19 protein-coding genes are annotated in these 26,145 nt (G+C 43.1%); 12 read left to right on the top strand and 7 right to left on the bottom strand.

All coding sequences use genetic code 11. The features are described 5' to 3' along the window. Positions 1-646: 646 nt before the first annotated feature. The 5 genes from BY457_RS01760 to pncA all read left to right on the top strand — a co-directional run bounded on the left by BY457_RS01760 (position 647) and on the right by pncA (position 6,111). Positions 647-1,381, top strand: coding sequence for a polyprenol monophosphomannose synthase (locus BY457_RS01760; RefSeq protein ID WP_106151613.1), 735 nt, complete (start codon positions 647-649; stop codon positions 1,379-1,381). 579 nt (positions 1,382-1,960) lie between these two features. Then, positions 1,961-3,298, top strand: coding sequence for a dihydroorotase (locus BY457_RS01755; protein WP_181256306.1), 1,338 nt, complete (start codon positions 1,961-1,963; stop codon positions 3,296-3,298). Positions 3,299-3,302: 4 nt separating this feature from the next. After that, the gene (locus tag BY457_RS01750) at positions 3,303-3,797 is read left to right on the top strand and encodes a hypothetical protein (RefSeq protein ID WP_106151611.1); all 495 of its coding nucleotides are present in this window, start codon (positions 3,303-3,305) and stop codon (positions 3,795-3,797) included. Positions 3,798-3,800: 3 nt separating this feature from the next. After that, positions 3,801-5,279: a nicotinate phosphoribosyltransferase gene (locus tag BY457_RS01745; RefSeq protein ID WP_106151610.1), complete on the top strand. Its 1,479-nt coding sequence runs from the start codon at positions 3,801-3,803 to the stop codon at positions 5,277-5,279. A gap of 208 nt (positions 5,280-5,487) precedes the next feature. Then, on the top strand, positions 5,488-6,111 hold the full coding sequence (gene pncA, locus BY457_RS01740) for a bifunctional nicotinamidase/pyrazinamidase (protein ID WP_106151609.1): 624 nt from the start codon (positions 5,488-5,490) through the stop codon (positions 6,109-6,111). Between the two features lie 313 nt (positions 6,112-6,424). On the opposite strand, the gene BY457_RS01735 is transcribed toward pncA, so the two are convergent. Continuing rightward, positions 6,425-7,681 carry an aspartate kinase gene (locus BY457_RS01735; RefSeq protein WP_106151608.1) on the bottom strand — a complete coding sequence of 419 codons (1,257 nt, stop codon included), beginning with the start codon at positions 7,679-7,681 and terminating at the stop codon, positions 6,425-6,427. A 461-nt stretch (positions 7,682-8,142) separates the two neighbouring features. Here BY457_RS01735 and mfd point away from each other — a divergent pair, with 461 nt between their 5' ends. Then, a complete protein-coding gene (mfd, locus tag BY457_RS01730; protein ID WP_106151607.1) occupies positions 8,143-11,502 on the top strand; it encodes a transcription-repair coupling factor in 3,360 nt (1,119 codons plus the stop codon). On the opposite strand, the gene BY457_RS01725 is transcribed toward mfd, so the two are convergent. Next, complete coding sequence (locus tag BY457_RS01725; RefSeq protein WP_106151606.1) at positions 11,483-12,574, bottom strand: response regulator; 1,092 nt, start codon at positions 12,572-12,574, stop codon at positions 11,483-11,485. The two genes, mfd and BY457_RS01725, sit on opposite strands and share 20 nt — an antisense overlap. Positions 12,575-12,712: 138 nt before the next feature. Between BY457_RS01725 and BY457_RS01720 the strand changes: the two genes are divergently transcribed. The 6 genes from BY457_RS01720 to BY457_RS01690 all read left to right on the top strand — a co-directional run bounded on the left by BY457_RS01720 (position 12,713) and on the right by BY457_RS01690 (position 20,441). Beyond that, positions 12,713-13,429, top strand: a complete 717-nt coding sequence (locus tag BY457_RS01720; RefSeq protein ID WP_106151605.1) for a type III pantothenate kinase — start codon at positions 12,713-12,715, stop codon at positions 13,427-13,429. Then, positions 13,422-14,696, top strand: a complete 1,275-nt coding sequence (locus BY457_RS01715) for a hypothetical protein (RefSeq protein ID WP_106151604.1) — start codon at positions 13,422-13,424, stop codon at positions 14,694-14,696. The genes BY457_RS01720 and BY457_RS01715 overlap by 8 nt, the downstream gene beginning before the upstream one ends. A 209-nt stretch (positions 14,697-14,905) precedes the next feature. After that, on the top strand, positions 14,906-16,261 hold the full coding sequence (locus tag BY457_RS01705; RefSeq protein WP_106151602.1) for a tetratricopeptide repeat protein: 1,356 nt from the start codon (positions 14,906-14,908) through the stop codon (positions 16,259-16,261). A gap of 48 nt (positions 16,262-16,309) precedes the next feature. Further along, positions 16,310-16,903 carry an LPS export ABC transporter periplasmic protein LptC gene (gene lptC, locus BY457_RS01700; RefSeq protein ID WP_106151601.1) on the top strand — a complete coding sequence of 198 codons (594 nt, stop codon included), beginning with the start codon at positions 16,310-16,312 and terminating at the stop codon, positions 16,901-16,903. A 57-nt stretch (positions 16,904-16,960) separates the two neighbouring features. After that, entirely contained in the window at positions 16,961-18,226 is a 1,266-nt protein-coding gene (locus tag BY457_RS01695) for a hemolysin family protein (RefSeq protein ID WP_106151600.1), read from the top strand. 121 nt (positions 18,227-18,347) lie between these two features. Beyond that, a complete protein-coding gene (locus BY457_RS01690) occupies positions 18,348-20,441 on the top strand; it encodes a peptidylprolyl isomerase (RefSeq protein WP_106151599.1) in 2,094 nt (697 codons plus the stop codon). Positions 20,442-20,518: 77 nt separating this feature from the next. Here the strand turns inward: BY457_RS01690 and BY457_RS01685 are convergent, their stop codons facing one another. Genes BY457_RS01685 through murC form a run of 5 tightly spaced genes read right to left on the bottom strand, consistent with a single transcriptional unit; the run spans position 20,519 to position 25,987 of the window. Continuing rightward, complete coding sequence (locus BY457_RS01685; protein WP_106151598.1) at positions 20,519-20,977, bottom strand: GatB/YqeY domain-containing protein; 459 nt, start codon at positions 20,975-20,977, stop codon at positions 20,519-20,521. Between the two features lie 24 nt (positions 20,978-21,001). Next, complete coding sequence (gene ftsZ / locus BY457_RS01680) at positions 21,002-22,501, bottom strand: cell division protein FtsZ (RefSeq protein WP_106151597.1); 1,500 nt, start codon at positions 22,499-22,501, stop codon at positions 21,002-21,004. Positions 22,502-22,524: 23 nt separating this feature from the next. After that, on the bottom strand, positions 22,525-23,871 hold the full coding sequence (gene ftsA, locus BY457_RS01675) for a cell division protein FtsA (RefSeq protein ID WP_106151596.1): 1,347 nt from the start codon (positions 23,869-23,871) through the stop codon (positions 22,525-22,527). Then, complete coding sequence (locus tag BY457_RS01670) at positions 23,868-24,599, bottom strand: cell division protein FtsQ/DivIB (protein WP_106151595.1); 732 nt, start codon at positions 24,597-24,599, stop codon at positions 23,868-23,870. Before BY457_RS01670 ends, ftsA begins: the two co-directional genes overlap by 4 nt. Next, entirely contained in the window at positions 24,596-25,987 is a 1,392-nt protein-coding gene (gene murC / locus BY457_RS01665) for a UDP-N-acetylmuramate--L-alanine ligase (RefSeq protein WP_106151594.1), read from the bottom strand. Before murC ends, BY457_RS01670 begins: the two co-directional genes overlap by 4 nt. Positions 25,988-26,145: the final 158 nt, after the last annotated feature.

The following is a 26,145-nucleotide window of genomic DNA, read 5'->3' as shown; positions in this document are numbered from 1 at the left end:
TCTTTTAAGAACATATCCTCAAACAAAAAATCCCGACTCCAAATTATTGAAATTGACTTGTGGATCCGCTTTTACCTTGTTTTTGGTTTTGCATTAATAATTTCAAAGATCTTTTTTTGCCGTATAGTACGTTCATGAACCTACTGTACCGGCCGATGGCCCCCTTCGGGATGCCTGCTTTTTTTCAAAAGCGAGTGCAAAGATAAATCAAATATTTTTCTTCGCCAAAATTATTTTTCATCTTTTTTTCAAGTGCTGATCTCGTCAGCTCTTACTCCAAAAAGATTGCTCTGCTTTTTCGCTCGGACCCCTTGGTCTCTCTTGCAAAGCGGGTGCAAAGATAACGCATTGTTTCCCGCTTTTCCAAATCTTTTTTCAATCTATTTGTGTAAAAAAATGTCAACCCGCTGAGGGTCAAATATAGACGTCTCAAATTTTATGTCAGAAAAGTAAAAGTAAGAATTTTGGGGGAGAGTGTCAAGGGGAAATCAGGGTTGAGGAATGAGGGTTGAGCTCAACAGCTCATCAGCTCATCAGCTATTAAACCTCCTTCTCCAAAAAACCTTATATATAGAACCATTAACCAGTTCTAAATTCGTAAATTCGCACAAACAATACGACAAACATTCATATACCAACAAGCCAAATGACAGAATCAAAAAATCTGGTAATCATACCAACCTATAATGAAAAGGAAAATATCGAAGCCATTATAAAGGCTGTATTTGCCCAACCCACCCCTTTTGACGTTCTTATAATAGACGATGGTTCTCCGGATGGAACCGCGTCCATTGTAAAAGAGATGCAGCAATCGGCTCCGGAACTTCATCTATTGGAACGAGCAGGCAAATTGGGACTGGGAACAGCCTACATCACAGGTTTTAAATGGGCCCTGGAAAAAGGATATGAGTACATCTGCGAGATGGATGCCGATTTTTCTCATAACCCGGAAGATTTAAACCGCCTGTACAAAGCATGCTCCGAGGATGGTGCTGATTTAGCCATTGGATCCAGGTACAAATCGGGAGTAAATGTGGTGAACTGGCCTATGGGAAGGGTATTAATGTCCTATTTTGCTTCCACTTATGTAAGACTGGTTACCGGAATGAAAATAATGGATACTACCGCCGGGTTCAAATGCTACCACCGCAAAGTGCTGGAAACCATAAAGCTGGACAAAATACGTCTCAAAGGATATGGATTTCAGATAGAGATGAAGTTTTCTACCTGGAAATATGGCTTCAAGATTATTGAAGTGCCCATTATCTTCACCGATCGTCAGGAAGGCGCATCAAAAATGAGCGGAGGAATCTTCAGTGAGGCTTTATGGGGTGTTATAAAGATGAAAATCAGCAGTTTCTTCAAGAAATATGAAGTATAATCGCTTAGGCGTATCTGATTTTTAAGTTTTATTACCTGACAATTTTCCGTCGGTTTCTTATATTAAGCATTGTCATCTGTTAACCCTGCCTGTCACTTTATTCAAATACAAACTATGAAACGAGTCCCGATTGCTTGAGACGAGTTCCACCATACCAATAAATTTGTTTAATTACAGGCTACTGAAAAAGTCAGCAGACCAATTTTTAATTTCTTTATTGTTTTTCTTTTTGGCATTGCTCCAAAAAGAAACAAAAAAATCTAGTCCGTTTAAACCTATCCGCCCGCGAAAACCAAAATTTCCGGCCATTGCGCAAGGCCATGAAAGTCGCCCATTTTGGCTTCCCGCTATCCGCCGACCCGGAAAACGGACAGGCCACCGCGCCTTTTAAATAGGAAACATCGTTTAACCTAAAGAATAAATCTTTTGAACAGTAATATTTTGATTATTAACCACCACAAGTGCAAACTCTTTGAAAGATTTACTTGATAAACCTTGCACTTTAAATAAAATTATTAACTATAATCTTTTTACTATTACCTCTTTAATTGTTTTTCAGCAACCCCTAATTATATACTGATGAAAACACTCATAAAAAATGCAACCATTATCAATCAGGGGAATTCCTTTGAAGGAAGTGTCCTAATCAACGACCGTCTGATTGAAAAAATCTTCCGAAAAGGAGACCTGCTTCCTGAAGCCGACAAAACCATAGATGCAGAAGGATGTTACCTTATTCCCGGAGTCATTGATGACCAGGTGCATTTCAGAGAACCGGGCCTCACACACAAAGCCGACATTTACACAGAATCGGGGGCCGCGGTAGCGGGCGGAGTTACCTCATTCATGGAGATGCCCAACACCAATCCGCAAACCACCACCATAGAAGCGCTCAAAAAGAAGTTCCGGATAGGAGAAGAACGCTCCGTTGCCAATTACTCTTTTTATATGGGAGCAACCAACGACAATTTGAAGGAAGTCTTAAAAGCAGATCCGGCCACTGTCTGCGGAGTAAAAGTATTTATGGGCTCCTCCACAGGAAATATGCTGGTTGATAAAAAAGAAGCGTTGGAAAACATTTTCCGGGAAGTCCCCATGCTTATTGCAACGCACTGTGAAGACGAAACAACCATCAAGAACAACACCAAAATATTTAAAGAAAAATACGGGGAAGAAATGCCATTCAGGTATCATCCTCAAATCAGAAGTGCCGAAGCCTGCTACAAATCTTCCTCCATGGCTGTAGAACTTGCATCAAAGTTCAACACCCGGTTGCACATCCTGCATTTATCAACGGCACAGGAGATGTCCCTTTTTACCAATGCTCTCCCCCTGCGGGAAAAAAGAATAACCGCAGAGGTATGCGTACATCACCTTTGGTTTTCGGACGAAGATTATGACAAATTCGGATCCCGGATAAAATGGAATCCTGCCGTCAAAAGCACTCAGGACCGGGAAGCATTGAGGGAAGCCCTGCGAAACAATATTCTGGATGTAGTGGCCACCGATCACGCCCCCCATACCGCGGAAGAAAAAAACAACAGTTATTTCCAGGCGCCATCGGGAGGTCCACTCGTACAACACTCCCTGCAAGCTATGTTTGAGTTATCAACACAAGGAATTTTCACCAAAGAGATGGTGGTGGAAAAAATGTGTCATGCCCCGGCAGAACTTTTCGGAGTTGAAAAACGGGGTTATATCAAAGAGGGGTACTTTGCCGATCTGGTCATTATCGATCCCGGAAAAAAGGAAAAAGTTGAAGATTCCTCAGTACAATATAAATGTGGGTGGAGTCCTTTTTCAGGAACCACATTTTCGCATCGGATAACGCATACGTTTGTCAACGGACATCAGGCTTATTCAAACGGAAAAATCAACAGAAACCAAAACGGTATGATGTTAACCTTTAAAAGATAGCAATATGTTAAACAAATTCCTTTATTTGATCCTCTTATCTTTTAGTATTTTATCCTGTCAATCAGAATCCGAAAAAAAAGAAGCCCTGACTGTTTCTGCTAATTCAGGAATAATAGTTGCCGACACCATCCTTTACCCGGTGAACATCATCAATCTTGACACCACCAATACATGGGCCTCGTCACGCCTGCGAAATCTGGAACACAAAAAACTCATCAATCTCCTTTTCGAAGCGGTTTATGAAGGAAAAGCCCAGGCACTGGACTACTACAACCGGGAACCTATCTCTGTGGAGAAAGTAAAAGAGATGGAATCAAGCGGCAAATTTGAACGATCGCAAACTGCACAATTACAATTTGAAGAGACATGGCGTGTGGACCCTCAGGCCGGCACAATGACTAAAGATATTCAGTCGGTTCTTCTTGCGTGGCCGGTTTTGGACAGAGAGGGTAATCTGCAGGCATATCAGGCGGGATTTGTAATAAAGCTGAATCAATAATTTATGAATTATTCAGAAACAAAAAATACTACTTCCCTTGCTCTACTGACCGATTTCTATGAAATCACAATGGCTTACGGGTTCTGGAAACACAACATGCATGAGCAAAATGCCGTTTTCAATCTTTTTTTCAGAAGTAATCCGTTTGACGGAGGTTTTACCATTGCAGCAGGACTGGAAACTGCCATAGATTATCTGAACAGGTTTCACTTTTGCCAAGCTGACATTGACTATCTCCGGAGTTTAAAAGGGAATGATTCCAGGCCATTGTTTGATGAAAAGTTCCTGGAGTACCTTACCACCATGGAGTTTGATTGCGATGTGGAAGCGATCCAAGAAGGAACAGTTGTATTTCCAAATGAACCGCTCATCCGTGTAAAAGGGCCCATTTTGCAATGTCAATTAATCGAGTCCGCCCTGTTAAACATCATCAACTTTCAGACGCTCATCGCCACAAAGTCGGCCAGAATCAACCTTGCTGCCAAAGGGGAACCAGTCATGGAGTTTGGTCTCAGAAGAGCACAGGGCATAGACGGGTCTATCTCTGCCACCAGAGCGGCATTTATCGGAGGATGCTCCGGAACCTCCAATGTTTTGGCGGCATATCACCTGGGCATTCCGGCTCTGGGCACCCATGCACACAGCTGGGTTCAGGCGTTTGAGGATGAACCGGCAGCTTTCGATGCTTTTGCCGCCGCATTGCCCACCAACACCATTTTTTTGGTGGATACCTATAATACCCCTAAAGGAATAGACAATGCCATTGAAGCGGCAAAAAAGGTAGAAGCTCAAGGATACCGGATTAAAGGCATCAGACTGGACTCAGGCGACCTGGCTTATTTGAGTCAACTGGCAAGAAAAAAGTTGAACGAAGCCGGACTGCAGCATATGAAGATTGTAGCCAGCAATGACCTGGATGAATATCTGATTTCAAGCCTGAAGCAACAGGAAGCAGCCATTGATTCGTGGGGCATCGGCACGAAGCTCGTTACCGCTTTTGATCAACCGGCACTCGGAGGTGTCTATAAGCTCGCGGCTATAGAGACTAAAACCGGAGAATGGCTCGACCGCATTAAGCTATCCGAACAATCCATCAAGGTCAATATCCCGGGAATTCAACAAGTCAAAAGATTTTACCGGAATGGAGTTATGGCCGGTGATATGATTTATGATCAGCGAAAAGACCTCTCCGGCCCTGTGAAAATGATAGACCCTTCAGATCCGACCCGCACAAAGATTCTGGATAAGGCAAGTCTTTCCTGCGAGGACTTGCTGGTTCCGGTGCTGAAGAAAGGGAAATGCGTATATCAGCAAGAGCCAATTTTAAAACTGCAACAACGAACATCACAACAACTTGATTTGTTAGATAAAAGTATCAAACGATTTGTAAACCCGCACATATATCCTGTAGGAATTGAGGAAACACTTTACAACAGAAGACTGGAATTAATCGTGAAATATAAACAGGATAAGCAGGGGTAAAACTACCTCTAATCCTAACCTGAATATTTCACAAATAATTTATTACGATGCTCAACTAACTGCGAACTACAATCGTCCTCAATAAAATTGATTGGAAAATAATCATTATTCCCTTCATTAATTTTATCTGCGGTTGATTGGATTTCTTGCTATTTGAGCATCTCATTAAAAAAATTTATGAATTAATCAGGATAAAAAAGGTCTTGCCATGAATGCATTACTGATAGTAGATGTTCAAAATGACTTTCTTCCCGGAGGCAACCTTGCAGTTTCTCAGGGAAACCAAATAATACCTGTAATCAATGATCTCCAAAAGAAATTCAACCTGATTATTGCCTCACGAGACTGGCATCCTGCCAACCATGGAAGTTTTGCCTCCAACCATCCGGGGAAAAAACCGGGAGACAACACCGTACTCAACGGGCTGGATCAGATTCTCTGGCCGGACCACTGCATTCAGGGCAGTCCGGGGGCTGAGCTATCTTCCTTGCTTAACCAATCCCTTATTCACAAGATCATTTTCAAAGGCTCCAACCCGGAGGTGGATTCTTACAGCGCTTTTTTCGACAACGGCCATAAAATAGAGACTGAACTGCACCAATACCTCCGGAAAAAAGGAGTAAAACGCCTTTTTATCACAGGGCTTGCAGCAGATGTTTGTGTTTGGTTTACAATAAACGATGCACTGAAGCTGGGTTATGAGACCTTTCTGATTACCGATGCCACCAAAGGTGTTAATATGAATCCCGGTGATACAGAAAAAGCACTGAAGGATATGGAACAAAAAGGTGCGAACCTGATTTCATCAGAACAGGTTGAAGATTTCATGTAATACAAAAATATCAATAGTTCGTTAGATTTTTAGAAGTTGGAGGTTAGTGACCTACAGGCAGAAGTTTAAGAAGCAGAAGGCAGAAGAAAAAATATTAACACAAAAGCCATCCAAAAGAAAATTTTGCCTGATACTTAAAAAACCTTGCACTTTGAATGAAGTGAGCATGGCATAATTACAGCCATAGTGAACTACGGCAAAAAAGCTTAACGCAGGCAAATTAAAATAGCACAAAAATTAGTTTGAGAAATAATAGATCTTTACACTAGTAGATTCCGTGTCGGATTACAGCCACCGCGATGAATAAACCAGGTTAAGAACTCTGGAGAACAAAACGTGCATTTTTGCGGGTCACCTGCGAGTCAATCACAACCCGGTCTTTTAGTTTTTCATCAATCACCTCCTGATTGTAATGCCTGATAGTCAGCAACTCCACCTGATCGTTGTACCTGACACTGTAAAACTCCTTTAGTTGTTCCACCATTTTTACAAAACTGTCTTTGCGATCCACACAAACCGTAAAGTTAAGAGCTGAGGTTTGCAGCAGGTTTATGCGCACATGATTCTGACTAAAAAGTGCCAGAATTCTGCTCAGATTCTCCTCTGTGATAAACGAGAAATCCCGGGGAGACAAAGTCAGTAACACCTGATCTTTCTTCAGGATAAAAACAGGAACAGGGATTTTTGGACTCTCCTGACGAATGACCGTTCCGGGCAATTCTCTATCCAAAAATGATTTTACATACAAGGGAATCTGTTTATTCTGCAGAGGTTTTAATGTTTTGGGATGAATTACCTGAGCACCGTAATAGGACAATTCGATGGTTTCGGCATACGACAGGCTGTCAATTTTTTGAGCATCAGGAAAAATTCGCGGATCAGCATTGAGGATACCGGGAACATCTTTCCATACAGTTACCCTTTCAGCATTTAACACATACCCGATAATGGCTGCTGTATAATCGGATCCCTCACGTCCCAGCGTTGTGGAGATATTGCTGAATGTGCCGCCCAGGAAGCCCTGTGTCAGATAAAGAGAGGTCTCCGTGAATGAAAAAGTCCGCTCCATCAACTCCTCCGTCATTAGCCAATCCACATTGGCATCCCGATAAAGGTCATCGGTTTTCAGTACATGCCGGACATCCACCCATTTATTATTAACACCCGATGTATTCAGGAATGCACTTATAATGTGTGTGGAAAAAATTTCCCCAAAAGAGACAACCTGATCATATTCGTAATCGAAATGCATGGAGGGCAATTGTTCCAGCTTAACCTCCAACTGTCGCACGCACTCCCAAAAAGCTGAAAGCATCGGATGCTGAAGATCACCAAACAAATCGAGGATAATATTGTTATGAAACTCTTTAATAAATTTCAATTGAGCCTTGCATTCCTCTTTTTCTCCTGAGAAATAATACTGAATCAAAGTTTCAAAAGCATTGGTCATCTTCCCCATGGCGGAAACAACAATGACCTGAGATTTGTCCAGATGATTTACTATTTCAAGAAGATTCTTTACCGCTTCAGCATTTTTCACTGAAGCACCACCAAATTTTGATACCTGCATTGATGCTTTCTGATTAAATATTTATAAAAGATTCTCATTACCCATTCGGGGTGGATAAAAGTAAAGATAATTTAGGGCAGCAAAAGAAATCATTGTGAAAAAATTTCACAATGATCTGTGAAAACTTTTATTTGAAAATATTGGTGTCCGGTTAAAAAATTGAGATTGCTTCACTACGTTAACAACAATAGATTTTTGCAATGAGCTAAAAATCAGACGATTAACAATTGGCCCCATTCGGGGACCTCCCCTATCTGTAATATTCCCATTATGCCTCAAAATTTAATTGAGATGCGAACTACCAATGACAGGCTTTTGCAGGATATTGAGGGTTGAGGGCAGAGTAACGCCTCAGGGAATCGCATTTATTACCGGCCAGAGTAGATATGCAATCTCAATTTTTCACAAGTCAGTAGTGAATTAATTGAATAGTTTCTACTTTTGCAATAAAAATACAACACGTGGAAATAAGTACATTACCCGCAATATTCGGCAATCATACCAGTCTTCAAGAAATAAAAAAATGGACACAATCGCCTGACGGAAATCTGACACTCAAGGGACTCTCCGGGTCTTCTGCTGCACTTTTGGCAGCTGCTGCAAGCGACAAAAGCAAACATCTTTTCATTCTGGAAGACAAAGAAGAAGCAGCTTATTTCTATCACGATCTGGTACAACTTTCAGGAGAAGAGAGGATTTTTTTCCTCCCCTCCACCTACAAACGTTCTCCTGAATTTGGCCAGCCCGACAGCAACAATACCATTCTGAGAACTGAGGCTCTGGAGCAACTTCAAAACCCGGACTGTTATACATTAATTGTTACTCACTCGGAAGCCTTGATGGAAAAGGTTCCCACACGCACCGACCTTACCGGACAATCCATGACCATCAAAACAGGAGACAGTCTGGATCCCTCTTTTGTGGAAGATTTTCTGCAGGAGTTATCCTTCCAACGCGTGGATTTTGTTTATGAACCCGGTCAATATTCATTGCGCGGTTCCATTATTGATATCTTCTCATTCTCAAATGAAGACCCTGTCAGAGTAGATTTTTTCGGAGACGAAGTAGAGAGTATCAGAACATTTGACATAGAAAACCAGCTTTCAAAAAAGGCGTTGAGTCAGGTTACCTTGCTTCCCGACTTGGGGAAAATCGGGGACGGAAAAGAATACATTACCCTCCCCGCATTTCTTGATAAAGAGACAAAAATCTGGATTCAATCTCCCCGACAGGTCTTCCAGAAAACCGAAACCATATTCAAAAAAGTAGAAACAAAATACCACCAGAAGGATAAAGCTGAGGAAGTTTCAGGACTTCCTTCTCCCGAAAATTTAGTATCCCCAAAGGAGTTAAGGTCCGCTCTTGAAGACTTTCCGGTTATCAACTGGGGAAGCATCCACAGCAAAGACATAACCGGCCCCGTAATTGAATTTCAGACCTCACCACAACCGGTTTTTAAGAAAAACTTTGACCTTTTGGAAAAAGACATCCTTTCCAAACAAGGCGAAGGTTACCGAATCTTAATTTTATCGGACAACCCGCGGCAGCTGGATCGTTTGCGCCAGATTTTTGAAGACCGTGGGAAATCCCTCAGGTACGAAGAGATCAATCATGCATTGCACGAGGGTTTTATCGATCATGAATTGAAACTTTGTGTCTATACAGACCACCAGATATTTGACCGCTATCACAAATTTTCGCTTCGCACGGATAAAGTCAGAGCTGCCCGGCAGTCGCTCTCCATAAAGGAACTTACCCGACTAAACCCGGGAGACTATGTGGTGCACATCGATCATGGAGTAGGCAGATTCGGAGGGCTGGTGTCTTCTGAAGTAAACGGGCAACAGCAGGAAGCCATCAAGTTGATTTACAGAGACAATGATGTAATCCTCGTGAACATCCATTCGTTGCACCGCATCAGTAAATTCAAAGGAAAAGACGGAGAACCACCCAAAATCAACAAACTGGGAACCGGGGCATGGCAAAGGGTAAAAGATAAGACCAAGAAAAAAGTCAAGGATATTGCCAGAGAGCTCATTGCTCTGTATGCTGCACGAAAAGCGCAACCCGGCTTTTCTTTTTCAGCCGACAATTTCATGCAAAAAGAACTGGAGGCTTCCTTTATTTATGAAGACACACCCGACCAGAATAAGGCAACACAAGCCATCAAAGGAGACATGGAAGAGAAAACTCCCATGGACAGACTTGTGTGCGGTGATGTGGGCTTTGGAAAAACGGAGCTGGCAGTAAGAGCTGCATTTAAAGCCGTAACCGATAATAAGCAAGTGGCGGTACTCGTTCCCACCACCATTCTGGCGCTTCAGCACTACCACACCTTCAGGGAAAGATTGAAAGATTTCCCCTGTAATATAGAATATGTAAGTCGTTTGAGAAAAACATCCTCTACCAAAAGGGTTGTCAGGGAGGTCAAAGAAGGAAAAGTTGACATCGTCATCGGGACGCACCGTCTTGTTGGTAAAGACGTGGAATTTAAAGATCTGGGGTTGCTGATTATTGATGAAGAGCAGCGCTTCGGTGTTGCCGTAAAGGAAAAACTCAAACGCATCAAGGTAAACGTGGACACCCTGACACTGACGGCCACGCCAATACCCCGCACCTTACAATTCTCACTGATGGGAGCCCGTGATTTATCCATTCTGAACACAGCCCCTCCCAACAGACATCCGATTATTACGGAACTTCACACATTCAATGAAGCCATCATCCGCGAGGCCATCTCTTACGAACTGGAACGAAACGGTCAGGTCTTCTTCATCAACAACCGCGTCCATAACATATATGAGATGGAGAAAGCCATCAATCAGTGGATGCCGGAGGTAAAAACCGTGGTAGCACATGGACAGATGGAAGGCGCCAAGCTGGAAAAGATTATGATGGAGTTCATCGAAGGTGAATATGATGTATTGATTGCCACTACCATTATTGAATCGGGACTGGACATTGCCAATGCCAACACCATTATTATAAACAATGCGCACCATTTCGGACTGAGCGAATTACACCAGTTGCGCGGACGGGTAGGACGTTCCAATAAAAAAGCTTTTTGTTACCTGCTGGCTCCCCCATCATCAACCCTTACGCAGGATGCACGACGCCGACTGCACATCATAGAAGAGTTTTCGGAACTGGGAAGCGGCTTCAATATTGCCATGCAGGATCTGGACATCCGGGGTGCCGGAAATATGCTGGGGGCCGAGCAGAGTGGATACATTGCCGACATAGGTTACGAAACCTATCAACGAATTTTGCAGGAAGCGATGCTGGAGCTCCGTGAAGATGAGTTCCCTGAACTCTTCAAAGATGAACCAAAACCGGGGGATGAAACAACCGCCTACACTCGCGATTGTCAGATTGAAACTGATGAGGCAGTAAGAATTCCGGAAGACTACGTCAGCAATACAGCTGAACGTATGGATCTGTATCGGGAACTTGACAATATTGAAAAAGAAGAAGAACTTAAAACATTTGAAAACAACCTCACGGATCGGTTCGGAGCAATTCCTGAGTCCACACAATCGTTACTCGATGTGGTAAGAGTACGTATGAAAGCCAAAACAATGGGCATTACGCGTCTGCTGTTTAAAAACCATACAGCCCGACTACATTTTATTGACAATCAGCAATCCGGATTTTACCAGTCAGAGACATTCGGCAAGGTTCTTCAATGGATACAACAACACCCCAGAGAAGTTCAAATGCAACAAAAGAATGAAAAACTGGTACTCACCATAAAAAACATAAAAGGCATTACCAATTTACTTAATAAGCTGAACGAGATCACTACTCCATCTGCCCCTTAGGTTTGGCCTCACGGAGTACCACAAGAATCTTTTCGGTCTCTCCCTGGTCGTTGTTCAAAACGTAACCGCGGCATTCAAGTAAATGAGTGGTGGTTTCGATGGAGATAGTCACTGAGTCGGTAGTTTCCTGATTGAAAATATTGGCCAAGGCACCACGATCTATGTTCATCCAGGGACGCATAGTAAAAACCGAGTGGCCACGCATGTCAAAAGCAGGATTTACATACTCCCTGAAAGCAGGGTTGTAATCCACCACCTCAAAGAGTCGATTAATCACCAGAACAGGCCCCGCTCCGGTAAGGGCAGCTTCTCTCCACTTTTTAAGCTCATCGACACACGCCATAAACCCGGATATTTCCACCAGTCCAAATTGAAATGCAGGTCTTTGATTGAACAAAATTCTGGAGGCATGCACCATTACCTTCAATGGTTTTTGGTGAAAAGTTTTTATCTGAAGATGGAAAGGTTCAATTTCCTCGGAAAAATCATCTGCCAGAACACTTTCCAGCATCGGTACAAATTCATCATCCACAAAATCCACCAGAGAGGTTCCCACGATATCCTCCATATAATGTGTTTTAAACAAATCGAGGGCCAGATTATTGAGATACCTGATCATTCCGTCCTGAACGATGGTCATAGCTATGGGAGCCTTGGAAATATAGTTTCGGAAGCTTTGCTCTCTGCGTTTCTGGTCCACATCCGCTTTATGCTTGTAATAAGCCAGTTCCATAGTAATTCCCAACTCCTTTTTGGTGATGGGTTTCACAAGATAGCCATAAGAATTGGAGAACACAGCACGTTCCACCACATCATGGCTGGTATCACTTGAAACAAAAATCACGGGAACTTCGCATTCCCGCTGAATATGTTCCGCGGCCTGGATGCCATCCAAATCTCCTTCCAGATGGATATCCATCAAAACAATGTCCGGCCGGTTGGATTTGCACTCCTCCAGAGCAGCTACCCCATCCTTGCATCGTCCGATAATATCGAACCCCAAATCTTTAAGAAACAATGAAAATATTGCGGAGATGAAACGATCATCTTCAACTACCAAAACTTTTCGCATAATGTGGTACAATTTTTGGGAACAATCCCCAAACCAAAAAAAGTTGAATTAACCTTCATAATTGATAAATCAGGTTAAATTTGCCATGAAAAACCCGGCAAATGTTCAACAAACGGCCCTTTATTAACATTTCAGAACATGAATTTAGCGATTGATCAGGGAAATAGCAGTACCAAAATTGGTTTTTTTGACAAGGGGAAATTAATTGCCACTTACAAGCTGGTTTTCCTTGACAAAAAAGTGATCACTGAACTGATAAACCGGCATGGTGCGGACAATGTTATTTTTTCATCCGTTACAAACCAGACTGGGGAATTTGAAGAATTGATTCAAAATATTTCAGGATCATTTATTTTTTTTGATCATCACACTCCAATTCCGGTAAAAAACGGATACAAAACACCGGAAACCCTGGGCAAAGACCGACTGGCAGCAGTCATTGGAGCAGCAGCCATCTATCCGGACAGCCCCTTATTGGTTATAGATGCCGGCACAGCCATCACTTTTGATCTTTACAATGATCATGTTTATTACGGGGGCAATATTTCGCCCGGGTTAAAAATGCGGTTTGCAGCCCTTCATCAGCAAACCAGCCGGCTGCCGGCAACAACAACCGGTAACACTCCGTTCTGGGGTACAACCACAGAGGAGGCAATTCGTTCCGGAGTTCAAAACAGTTTGCTCATGGAATTTGAAGGATACATCAATAAAGTTATAAAACAATACCCTGATGCAAAGGTCATCTTAACCGGAGGAGATGCAGATTTTTTTGTCAGCTACACAAAAAGTATCATCTTTGCACAACCAAATCTGGTACTTTCCGGACTAAACCGAATAATTGAATACAATGCATAAAAACAACAGATACCACATCCTTTTGCTATTGGCACTTTTGATTTCAACTGCTGCATTTGGCCAAAAAAGAACCTTTTCACCCTTTTCCCGTTACGGCATTGGTGAGTTGAATACCTCCGGATTCGGACAAAATGCCGCTATGGGAAATACCGGAATCGGTCTCAAAAGTGACAACCACCTCAACATTCTCAATCCTGCATCCTACTCCGGAATAGATACCATGTCTTTCTTTTTTGAAGCAGGAATTTCAGGGTTTACACAGGAATTCTCCAGCGGCGATGGAAATGAAACCTACAACAATGTTGATTTCAGTTATTTTGCCATGGGTTTTCCCATTTCACAACGAGTGCATGCCACGATGGGATTGCGTCCTTTCTCCAACTCAGGATACAAATTTGAGTTTTCGGATGGGACAAGTCTCAATAAGGCCATTGGAACAGGAAATTTGTCCACCGTTTACGGAGGAGTCTCCATTATGCCGGCCAACAATTTCTCGGTGGGAGCACATGCCAGTTATATTTTTGGCAACATTCAGCACACCACCTTCATAGAATTCTCGGACGATCCTGAGGCTTATAAATATGGCGTTCAGTCCGAGATCCATGCAAGCGATTTCTTTATGGATCTGGGTGCGCAATATACCCATCAGATTTCGGAAGAGAAATCCATGACCTTTGGATTTACCTACCGGCCACAGGCATCACTGAAGGGAGATTTTCAAAGAACAGTAGCCAAAGGCACCAGTTACTCAGAAGACGGTAAACTTTTTGGTTCCAACATCATTATCCCTGAAGCCACCGACACATCAGATGTATCAGGCTTCGACATGGCACAATCCATTGGCATGGGTGTTTCCTACAAAAACGGAGACAGACTTCTGCTGGCGGCAGATTACACAATGGCCAACTGGGGGGATGTGGATTTCCCCGACAATCACACTCAAACCACCAACAGCACCCAACTTTCGGCCGGGGCTCAATATACCCCGGACAGCCGCTCACCAAACTATCTGGCGCGCATGAAGTACCGTGCGGGAGTAAAATTCGGAGAAGAGTACATTCGTATTGGCGATGATAAAATCAACAACTTTGGCATAACTTTTGGAATAGGTTTACCATACAACCGTTCAAAAACTTCAGTAAACCTTGTTTTTGAATACGGAACCAGAAAGCCAACGGGCAATCTGGACATGTCAGAAACCTATGGAAAAGTTACCTTGAATTTCACTTTCCATGAGTTCTGGTTTAATAAATGGAAGTTCCAGTAAATCAAACTCAGAAATCAAAAGATTTTTTCTGATATTTTAATTACCTTTGCAGCTGTTTTGAAAAATATGCCTTTTTTAACAAGCCAGATCAATATACGGAGAAGAGAAGGCAACAAAACACCCGGGAAAGCAAAGTAAAACAACAAATCAGACCAGAATAGTTTTTTTTTCAGGAAACTGTTTAAGATTACAAACAAAAATTATTTCTCATGAAAGCGTTTGCAATTATAACTTTAGGATTGCTGTTGTCAACAGTTCAGGCCTTTTCTCAAAAAGGCGTGGAAGACGGATCGAAGTACGGACACGGAGAAGACAGCATCCAATGTCTAAAAAACCTCTCACTTTATACCGAACTGGTAAAACAGGATCGTTATGATGAGGCTATGCCTTATTGGGAAACTGCTTTTAACGAATGTCCATTGTCCACCAGAAGGCTTTATACCGATGGTGAAAAAATCATGGAATACAAAATAAAACATGCAGAAAACCAGGCTGAGAAGGACAAATATTTCGACGAGCTGATGAAGGTTTATGATCAGCGCATGAAGTATTTTGGAGATCATCCCCGTTATGGCATTCCATACATCAAAGGGAAAAAAGCCATTTCGATGCTGGATTTCAAGAAAGATGACAGCGAAATCAGAAAAGAAGCGTATGGTTTGCTGAAGGAATCTGTTGAAGAAGACGGAAAGTCTGCTCAACCCGCTGTTCTCGGTATTTTCATGACCAGCACTGTAGCGATGTTTAACGATGGCGAAATTCAGGCCGAAGATGTGGTAAATAACTACACCACCATCATCGATTTGCTGAACGCACAGATAGAGAATCCCAAGATGGCTAAATACAAAAGCACTCTTGAAGATTTGGCGGGTAAAATAGAAGAGCTGTTTGCCCGCAGTGGTGCAGCCGATTGCAATACACTGGACAGAATTTTCTCTCCTCAGTTGGAAGAGCATAAGGAAGATCTTCCCTGGTTGAAGCGGGTGAGTCGTTTGCTGGCAAATGAGATGTGTGAAGATATGGATTTACTGTACAAAGTTTCTGAATACCAGCACACTATTGAGCCATCACACTCCTCAGCTTACGGACTGGCTCGTATGTACCTGAAATCAGGAGATACAGACCGTGCTTCCGATTATTACAAAGAAGCCATTAATTTGGTGGAGGATGACACTCAAAAAGCAAAATATTACTACCAGTTAGGATTGGTTAATCTGGCGGGAAACAATTTCTCTTCAGCCCGATCCAATGCACTGAAAGCTATTGAAGCCAATCCCGAATGGGGACAGCCTTATATCCTGATTGGAAAGGCCTACGCAACGTCAGCATCCTCAATTGGTGACGATGAGTTCACACACAAAACAGCCTACTGGGCAGCAGTAGATAAATTCCTGCGCGCCAAATCAGTAGATCCTGAAGTAGCTGACGAAGCCAACAACCTGATTAATTTATATGTGAAGCACTTCCCCGAAGAAAAAGAGATTTTCTTCCAGGGACTTGAAAAAGGAGGCTCATATACCGTAGGTGGTTGGATTGGTGAACGCACAACCGTTAGAAGCAAATAATCGTTTTTGCAAGAAAACAGCAATTCACTTGCTGACACTAAACAACATATGAATCACAGATTTAAACACCATAAATCAAGTGTACAAACAGCAGGCAGTATATTTTTACTGCTTGCTGTTCTTGTTTTGTTTTCTTCCTGTCAATCAAACACCACGGAAGAGATACAGGCTGCTGTAGATGAGAAAAACCTGCCATCTCTTTCGGTCAAAGATTTGGAAACAGCAGTTACCGACTCCGGCAGAATTGCTTACCGGTTCATCACCCCGGAGATGAATCAGTATGAAAATTTGGAAAAGCCCTACACCGAATTTCCGAAGGGATTACATCTGATCATTTACAACGAAAAAGAAGAAATTGATGCCCAAATAAAAAGCCGGTACGCCATTTTCCATGAAAGCGAAGACCTATGGGAACTTCAGGACGATGTGGAAGCTGTCAATTTCAAAAATGAAGTAATCAACACCGAGCAACTGTTTTGGGATTCACGGAAACACACCATCTATTCCGACGAGTTCATAAAAATCACTACGGATCAGGAAATACTGACCGGTTACGGATTTGAGTCGGATGAAAGGCTGGAGAACTACACCATCAAGAGAATAAGTGGAATATTGAGTGTTCAAGAGAACCAATCGGAATAATTCCCGATCAGAAAGATTTTTTGTTACCTTGCGATTCAGACTCCTATCAACTGAGTAATGGAATATTTACCGATCATCATTGCAACCATATTGTTTTCAGCTTTTTTTTCAGGCAGTGAAATGGCATTTCTCTCTGCCAACAAATTACTGATTGAATTAAACAGACGAAAAAACCCGAGAATAGCCCGCCTCATCGACCGATTTCTCCGAAAGCCGGGAATGTTTATCACGACCATTCTCATAGGCAACAACATTGCCTTGGTGGTTTATGGTATTTACATGGGCCACTTGTTTGAACCGATGATTTCCAGGTATTTCTCGTCCGACTTTGCCATCTTATTGTTTCAAACACTGATATCGACGCTCATCATCCTGATAACGGCAGAGTTTCTGCCCAAGATATTGTTCCGTCTCAACCCCGTTTTCACCCTGAATATGTTCAGCATTCCTCTGACACTATTCTACGGAACCTTCTTTCCTATTTCAAGACTCACCGTCGGGGCATCCAACTTTCTCCTGAAGAAATTTGGCAATTCAACAGAAGCAATATCCACCGAAGATCTGGTTATTGGCCGACTGGACTTCAACCACCTGCTGGAAGAGCACCAGGAACAGAATGCAACAGATGACAATATGCCTCAGGAAGTAAAGTTCCTGAAAAATGCGCTTGATTTTTCATCGGTAAAGATACGCGAATGCACCATCCCCAGAACAGACCTGGAGGCCATTGATGCAGAGGAGTCCATCGAAAACCTGAGACAAAAATTCATTGACAGCGGTCACTCCAAAATCCTGGTTTTTAAAGAAAACATCGATAACATTATAGGCTACATACATGTTTCAGAACTCTTCAAGCATCCCAGAAAGCTGAAAAACATCATCAACCCCATCAGTATTGTTCCGGAAACGATGACCGCCAACAAGCTGCTGGAAATATTTACCAAGGAACACCGCAGTATTGCGCTGGTGGTGGATGAGTTTGGCGGCACAGCAGGAATTGTAACGCTGGAGGACATTCTTGAAGAGATATTTGGAGAAATAGACGATGAACATGACATCTCAGACCTTGTAGAAAAGCAAATCGACGATTACAAATATCATTTATCCGCACGTTTTGAAGTGGATTACCTAAATGAAAAATATCCACTTGATTTGCCTGTTTCGGACGATTATGAAACCCTGGCAGGAATGATTCTCAATTTTAACGAATCCATCCCCACCATCGGTGAGGAGATCAGGATTCCGGGTTTCACCATCCGCATCCTGGAAGCCACCAGTTCCAAGATTGAATTGGTGGAGCTCATCAAACAGACTGAGGAATAATTGGTCAGTTTCCATAATCATTATAAATTCGCGCTTCTTAAAGAGGAATAGGAAAACGGATTGTGCAATTTTTTGTATATTCGTCACCTGATTTAAAAAAACAAAATTAATCTGTATTCGAATGGCAACTTTAGAAAGAATCAGAAGTAAAGGAGGAGTTCTTGTAGCCGTAATGATCGGCTTCGCCCTGTTTGCCTTCATAATGACCGACCTGCTGAGTTCAGGCTCATCCATTTTTCAGAGATCACAAATGGAAGTAGCGGAGATAAATGGAGAATCTGTCTCCATTCAGGATTTTCAGGCACGTGTGTCAGAAATGGAGGAATATACACGTTTGAACTCAGGAGAATCTTCTCTTGACGCTGAAATGGTTAACCGTCTGCGCGATCAGGCCTGGAACCAGTTAATAAATGAAGTAATAATGGGTGAAAAGTACCAGGAACTTGGTATTGAAGTAACCTCTGCAGAATTGTTGGAAATGGTAACCGGAACAAATGTTCACCCCACCATTCGTCAGCTTTTCAGCAATCCCCAAACCGGCGCATTTGACAAAGAGCAGGTGATTAACTTTCTCCGCTCCAAACAATACGATCCAACAGCCAATTTTTACTGGACATTTGTTGAGCAACAAATCATTAACGAACGTTTGTTCAGCAAGTATTCATCCTTGCTGGAAAATGGCATGATGGTTACCAACCAGTGGGTTGAAAGTGAAGCAAATGCCCGGAATACCAAAGTGGATTTCAACTTTGTGGTGGCCCGTATGACTTCCATCGCTGATGATGAAGTGAGTGTTACCGATGGGGAAATTGAGACCTATTACAACAACAATGAGGAGGAATTCAAGCAGGACGCAAGTCGTGACATTGAATATCTGACTTTTGATGTGGAACCCACCGAAGAAGATCGTGAACAGACCCGTCAGCGTTTATTGGAAATGCGTGAAGATTTCAGCAATCCTGAAATTGATGCAGCTCAGTTTGTAAGGATCAATTCGGACATTCCTTTCAACGGAAGATATCTAAAAGCAGAAGCTTTGGATGAGGAAATCAGAGGTTTTGTAACCTCCGCTTCCGAAAATGAAGTATATGGACCTTATTTCGAAGATGACACCTATAAACTGACCCGTCTGACAGATGTGGCTCAGTTGCCCGATTCCGTGAGAGCTCGTCACATTTTGCTACGTCAGAATCCACAGAATCCCAATGAGGCCAATGAAATAGCTGACAGTTTGATTAACCTGTTGAACAACGGAGCAAACTTTGCGGAGCTTGCCCGCCAGTACTCAGAAGATCAGGGATCTGCCGTAAACGGAGGTGATTTGGGATGGTTCCGTCAGGGTATGATGGTAAAACCATTTGATGATGCCAGTTTCTTTGGAAATAAAGGCGACATTGTGAAAGTGGAAACTCAGTTTGGAACACATATCATTCACATTCAGGACAAGGGAGTGCCGACAACAAAATATCAGCTGGCTACTCTGGGACGTGAAGTAACATACAGTTCTCAAACATATCAGAATGTTTATTCAGAAGCTACAAAGTTTGCTGCACTAAACAACACTGCAGAGAAATTCAATACCGCCATTGAGGAGCAGAATCTCACCAAAAGGTACGGACGTAATCTGAACAAGAACGACCGTCAGGTAGGTGCTTTGGAATCTCCCCGACAGCTTGTCAAGTGGGCTTTTGAAGCCGAACCCGGAGATTTGTCGCCCATTTATGAATTTGGAGACCAATTTGTAATTGCGGTTCTTACCGACATTACAGAAGAGGGTACCATGCCGCTGGCAGACGTTCGCAGTCGCATAGAGCGACAGCTGTTGAACGACAAGAAGAAAGAAGTTCTGACAGAACGTCTTCAGCAGGAAAAAGAGAGTGGTAAATCACTGCAGGAAATTGCTGAAAGCATGGAAGAAGAGGTTCAATCAGCCACAGGCATTGATTTCAGTGCATTCCAGGTTGCAGGAGCAGGTGTTGAGCCCGCATTGGTAGCTTTGGCAGTATTCTCTCCTGAAAATGAGTTGTCCGATGCAGTTGCCGGAAACAACGGAGTTTACCTGGTGGAAGTAACCAACAAGGAAAAAGCTGAAGTGGATACCGAACAGGTAAAACAACAGCTGGCAAGAACACTTGAATCAAAAGTGAGCTACCAGTTGCTGCAAACAATCAGAGAAGATGCAGAAATAGTGGACAACAGAGCCAATTTCTATTAAAAACAATATTGCACAGAAAGAAGAAAGGGCGGGATTTTCAAAAATCCCGCCCTTTCTTTATTATTCAAAATTTAAACTTAATCTTCACTGGCCAACAGACGCTTCACCGTATTGGAGACATCTTTCCCGTCAGCTTTTCCTGCCAGCTTTTTGGTAGCAATTCCCATCACTTTTCCCATGTCTTTTACCGATTGGGCTCCTACCTCTTCAATAATCTCAACCACCACTTTTTCCATCTCCTCAGGAGAAATTTGTTCGGGCAGAAATTCAGAAATCACTTCTGCTTCAGCGACCTCTTTATCATATAAATCGGCACGGCCCTGAGCAGAATAAATATTTGCTGAATCCTTTCTCTGTTTCACCATTCGCTGGAGTAACTTCAACTCCTCATCGGGTGATATTTCACCACCCGATTTTCCGGAAGTTTTGGCTTCAATAAGTTCTTTTTTTACGCTTCTCAATGCCTCTAATCTGAGAGCATCTCTGGCTTTCATAGCCACTTTAATTTCATCGGAAATTTTATCTATCAAACTCATAACTAAAATTAGATTAGTTGTATTTCAATCAACATTGTCGTTCAACCAGGGATTATTATCACTCAATTGCGGCCCGTTTTTACCGTCTTTAAGTGAAAACCTGGATACTTTACTGCCAGTAGCCTGCCTGTTTGGATTGCTTTCGGGTTTACTACCACTCTTTTTCAGTGTCACACCCCTCCTTTTATAGGCAGGAATCTTCTCCATTTCCTCAATCATTCGTTCATCACCCAGCTCCTCCGGCGTCAGGGCAGCGGCAGATCCCGGCTCCAGTAAAGAAGCAGAAGAAAGGTCAGCTCCCGATGACAGGGAAAACAGATCCTCTTCTTCATCTTCATTTTCAGGAGTCTCCTTGTTTTCTCCGTATAAGTCCTTTATTTTCTCTCTTTTCCGGCGCTCTATTTCATCAAAATCCACGACATTGGGGTGTTCTTCGCGCTCCAAATCAATATCTTCCTCATCGCCGGCATTGGTCACATTACCCTCTTCGTCCATATTGAATCGGGTTACCTTATTTTTGACCGGCTTCTCCTCATCTTTCTGGATGATATGCCCCGATGCAAATCCGGTGGCAATGATTGTTACCCCTACCTCGTTGTTCAATTGCTCATCAGTTCCGGATCCCCAGATAATGGAGGCAGTAGCTCCCACGCGTCCCTGAACATAATCAGTTATTTCAAAGACTTCGTCCATGGTGATTTCATCGACCCCTGAGGTAATATTGAGCAAAATATTCTTCGCTCCTTTGATATCGTTATTATTAAGCAGTGGAGACTCCAGTGCAGCCTGAATGGCATCAATAGCCCGTTCATCACCATCGGCAGTTGCAGAACCCATAATGGACACTCCACTGTCTTTCATTACCGTCTCCACATCGGCAAAGTCAACGTTGATGTAACCATGCACCGTAATAATTTCGGCAATTCCTTTAGCGGCCGTTGAGAGCACATTGTCGGCACGGGAGAAGGCATTACTCAGCTTCAGGTCGCCATACATATCCCGCAGCTTCTCATTGTTAATAATCAACAATGAATCCACATGCTTTTCCATTTCGGCAACCCCTTCAAGTGCCTGCTCAATACGAATTCGTCCCTCAAATTTAAAAGGAATGGTTACTATGCCCACAGTAAGGATTCCCATATCTCTGGCAGCCTTGGCAATGATGGGAGCAGCACCGGTACCCGTTCCGCCTCCCATTCCGGCAGTAATAAAGGCCATTTTGGTGTTATCGGCCAGCACCTGCTGAATGTTCTCCAGACTTTCAATAGCCGCCTCACGGCCTTTCAACGGTTTGTTTCCGGCTCCTCTCCCTTCGGTCAGCGACTCTCCCAGTTGTATCTTCACAGGCACGGGACTATTGGTAAGGGCCTGGGCATCGGTGTTACATACCACAAAACTCACGTCTTTTATGCCCTGACCGTACATATAGTTGACAGCATTGCTGCCGCCGCCCCCCACACCAATCACTTTAATGATGGAATTGGGATTACCCGGGATATCAAAATTGATCAAATCTTCACTCATAATAACCTCCTTGTGTACTGGAATTACATTTCCGTATCTTTTTCCTCAAACATACCGGCGAGACGGCTAAACAAATCCCCGGTAATATACTCCAATTTATCTCGCTTTGGTTTTTTATTTTTGGTGCCATTGTTCTTCTTCCGATCCGCTTTGGAAACCCGTGGTTCTTCTTTCTCCACATCTTCGAACAATTCCTGTTCCCGGGTAATAACACTTCCCGGGTATTTTCCGGCAGACACCAACAATCCGGCAACTGTAGCAAAAGACGGCACTCTCATGAGTTCCTCCTCCTCGAAGGAGCGCGCTCTGGAAACGCCACCTACACGTGCATCAAACCCGGTTTTAAGTTTTGTAAGTTCCACCAAATGTTTCAGCATGGATCCACCACCGGTGAAAACGATACCAGCTCCTAGTTTATCAAAATATCCGGAACGCTCAATGTGATGAACAATCAACTCAATAATTTCTTCCATACGGGCCTGAATAATACAGGCAAGACTCTTAAATGCAATTTCCTTGGGTTCCCAACCCGAAATACCGGGAATAGTAACCACCGCATCCTCACGGGCCATAGTTCCGAGCGCAGAACCGAACTGAATCTTCATCTTCTCGGCATGCTTTTGCAACACACCACAACCCTCTTTGATATCGTTGGTAACCACATTGCCACCAAAAGGAATAACAGCTGAATATCGCAAAACACCATCCTGAAAAAGAGCCAGATCAGTAGTTCCGGCACCAATATCCACCATCACTACCCCGGCTTCCTTCTCCTCATCGGACAAGACAGCCTCAGCAGATGCCAGGGGTGTAAAGATAAGCCCGTTGAGACGTAAGCCGGCCCTTTCAATACATTTTTCTATTTTTCGTACATCCGACCGGGTTCCGATAACCACATGAAAGTTTCCTTCAAGACGCTGACCTGAATATCCGATGGGTTTCTTCACTCCTTTTTCATGGTCAACAGCATAGTCCTGAGGTACCACATGCAGAATTTTCTCATCAGGCTGCAAAACAATACGATAACTATCCTGCAACAGTTGTTCCAGATCGAAACTTTTAATGAGTTCATCCTGTTTGATAAAGCGATAACAACTGTTTCCTATGGCACGTACGTTAAACCCTGAAACACTGACAAAAACATCAATCAGCTTGATATTCAGGCGTTGTTCAAGGGCGGAAACCACCATTCTGACGGCGTTAACAATTTCCTCCACATTGAACACCACGCCCCGTTTCATGCCATCACATTTAACACTCTCCATCCCCAGAACTTCCACTTGTCCATCGGAATGCTTTCGACCGACAGCGGCTGCTACCTTTGCAGAACCGATGTCAACAGCTGCTATTAAATTCATATCCTGACTCATATATTTCGTTTTTTAGAGCAAAGAACCTGTCCTTTAAATTTCAAATTTATAACCTGATAGTTGTTCCACTCACGGGGCGACAAGCCCTGTTTGTAAAGTGCTCTCAGATTTCTGAGTTTCTCTTCCACCCGCTCGGGCGGACCTAATAAAATAAGATGATCCCCAACACGAGGAACCATAACAAAGTCACCATTTCTTTTCACATAAACCTGCTCAATCTGTGCATCCCAAAAAGGATCATTTCTAAAAATCCTTGCCAGCCTGAACAGGTCATCCATTTTACCATCCAACTCACCACTCACCACAAGCACCCGGGCAGAGAAATTATCAAAAACAGGCATCTCCTGCCCATCCTCATCAATATAATAGGTGCGGGTATTTTCAAACACCCTGATGAGCGGTAAGTGCTGTTCAAGATCAACCCTTAAAAAACCGCCAATGGTTTGATAAACTTCACAAGTTTTAATGGCCGGATGCTTTTTAATAAAGTTTTCAATCTCAAACATGGAGACAGAGGTCAACTCCTTTCCCAATGTATTTTCATATTTCCCCAGCACTGCCTCCCTGATTTCCGCTCCGGTTACAAACCGGGTATCGGCACTATCTTTCACTGTGACCACCACATCACGACACACCACAGCCTCCTGATGTTCACCGACAAAGCTCAACATTATCGGGAAGTAAAGCAATAACAAAGCCCAAAGTAATATTTTCCTTATTCGCTTCATACTTTAGTTTCTTCAGCCCATTTTTTTATTTCCGGCACCAACCGGTCAATATCTCCTGCCCCCATGGTGATCAGCACTTCCGGATCAAGCTTTTCAATATTCTCTAACAGCTCCTCTTTTGTTGACATGCAAACATTTGCTCCGGATATTTTATCAACTATCAATTCGCTTGAAACACCCGGAATGGGCTCTTCCCTTGCCGGATAGACAGGCAATAGAATCAGATCATCCAACCCTTCGGAAAGAGTTTGGGCAAATCCGTCGGCAAAATCTCTGGTTCTTGAATACAGGTGCGGTTGAAACACTCCGGTAATGCGACATCCCGGATAGGCTGACTTTACACTGTTGAGCGTAGCTCTGATCTCTTCGGGATGATGGGCATAGTCATCAATATAGACAAACTTTCCGGCACTACGAAAAACCACATCAAAACGCCGGGCGATACCGCTAAAACCGGGCAGGGCATTTTGTATTTCTTCGGGAGTAACACCGCAGAGTAAACTCAAGGTGATGGCTCCAAGCGCATTTTCCACATTAATCAGCCCCGGAATAGATAAATGAAAATCATCCAACCTGCCGTCAGGCGTTTCCACACCGAAAGAGTAGCCATCGTTCTCTTCATTAATATTAACTGCCCGGTAAGTCGCATCCCTGGTAATAGAATAAGTAACAACCTCAACATTATCGGCGATTCCTTCAGGAACCGGCAAACCAGCTTTCAGCACTAACCAGCCGTTGCTTTTAATTCTTTGGGCAAAACCATCAAAGCCCGCTTTTACCTCATCCACACTACCATAGATATCCAGATGATCGGCATCCATGGAAGTGATGAGCGCGGCATAGGGAGTCAGTTGCCAAAAAGAGCGGTCAAATTCATCAGCTTCAAGAACCACAAAATCGGCATTCTTACCTCCAATAAAGTTGGTTCCGAAGTTTTTGGATATTCCACCCAAAAAGGCATTGATTTTCAGACTGCTGTTTTGAAAAAGAAATGCCGTAATGGTAGAAACTGTTGTTTTCCCATGTGTTCCGGCCACACAAACCGCATTCAGACTTTCGGAAACCATCCCCAGCACCCGGGAACGTTTAAACACATCAAACCCCTGTTTCCGGAACCACACCAGTTGATTTTGGGTGTCGGGAACTGCCGGTGTATAAACTACCAAGGTATCCGCAGAAGAGACAAACTCATCAGGAATTGCCTGCTCTGATGCATCAAAGAGCACCCGGACTCCCTCACGGGTCAAAGCCTCTGTTACCGGACCGACCACACGGTCATACCCTGCCACCAGATATCCTGAGGTATGGAAAAACCTGGCAAGAGCACTCATACCAATGCCCCCGATTCCTACAAAAAAGACCTTTTTATATTGTTCCAGTTGTGCCATTTAACTTTTTAGTGTTTGTCTATAAAGTCCAACTTCTGCGTTGTTGCTCAAAATCTAAATCCTCAAATACACTAGTATTCTGCGGTTTATATTTTTCACACGCCTTGAATTTGAACTTTCTAGTTCAAACAAGTAAGAAACGCTTAATTTATGGACAT

This window comes from Marinilabilia salmonicolor, assembly GCF_003003035.1.
Taxonomy (GTDB): Bacteria; Bacteroidota; Bacteroidia; order Bacteroidales; family Marinilabiliaceae; genus Marinilabilia; species Marinilabilia salmonicolor_A.
The sequence above is the reverse complement of the archived record's forward strand: the minus strand, read 5'-3'. Positions and strand labels throughout refer to the sequence as shown.

Coding starts and splice junctions, on each gene's coding strand:
- BY457_RS01760 (WP_106151613.1), top strand. CDS start 647: ATGACAGAATCAAAAAATCTGGTAATCATACCAACCTATAATGAAAAG.
- BY457_RS01755 (WP_181256306.1), top strand. CDS start 1,961: ATGAAAACACTCATAAAAAATGCAACCATTATCAATCAGGGGAATTCC.
- BY457_RS01750 (WP_106151611.1), top strand. CDS start 3,303: ATGTTAAACAAATTCCTTTATTTGATCCTCTTATCTTTTAGTATTTTA.
- BY457_RS01745 (WP_106151610.1), top strand. CDS start 3,801: ATGAATTATTCAGAAACAAAAAATACTACTTCCCTTGCTCTACTGACC.
- pncA (WP_106151609.1), top strand. CDS start 5,488: ATGAATGCATTACTGATAGTAGATGTTCAAAATGACTTTCTTCCCGGA.
- BY457_RS01735 (WP_106151608.1), bottom strand. CDS start 7,681: ATGCAGGTATCAAAATTTGGTGGTGCTTCAGTGAAAAATGCTGAAGCG.
- BY457_RS01725 (WP_106151606.1), bottom strand. CDS start 12,574: ATGCGAAAAGTTTTGGTAGTTGAAGATGATCGTTTCATCTCCGCAATA.
- BY457_RS01720 (WP_106151605.1), top strand. CDS start 12,713: ATGAATTTAGCGATTGATCAGGGAAATAGCAGTACCAAAATTGGTTTT.
- BY457_RS01715 (WP_106151604.1), top strand. CDS start 13,422: ATGCATAAAAACAACAGATACCACATCCTTTTGCTATTGGCACTTTTG.
- BY457_RS01705 (WP_106151602.1), top strand. CDS start 14,906: ATGAAAGCGTTTGCAATTATAACTTTAGGATTGCTGTTGTCAACAGTT.
- lptC (WP_106151601.1), top strand. CDS start 16,310: ATGAATCACAGATTTAAACACCATAAATCAAGTGTACAAACAGCAGGC.
- BY457_RS01695 (WP_106151600.1), top strand. CDS start 16,961: ATGGAATATTTACCGATCATCATTGCAACCATATTGTTTTCAGCTTTT.
- BY457_RS01690 (WP_106151599.1), top strand. CDS start 18,348: ATGGCAACTTTAGAAAGAATCAGAAGTAAAGGAGGAGTTCTTGTAGCC.
- BY457_RS01685 (WP_106151598.1), bottom strand. CDS start 20,977: ATGAGTTTGATAGATAAAATTTCCGATGAAATTAAAGTGGCTATGAAA.
- ftsZ (WP_106151597.1), bottom strand. CDS start 22,501: ATGAGTGAAGATTTGATCAATTTTGATATCCCGGGTAATCCCAATTCC.
- ftsA (WP_106151596.1), bottom strand. CDS start 23,871: ATGAGTCAGGATATGAATTTAATAGCAGCTGTTGACATCGGTTCTGCA.
- BY457_RS01670 (WP_106151595.1), bottom strand. CDS start 24,599: ATGAAGCGAATAAGGAAAATATTACTTTGGGCTTTGTTATTGCTTTAC.
- murC (WP_106151594.1), bottom strand. CDS start 25,987: ATGGCACAACTGGAACAATATAAAAAGGTCTTTTTTGTAGGAATCGGG.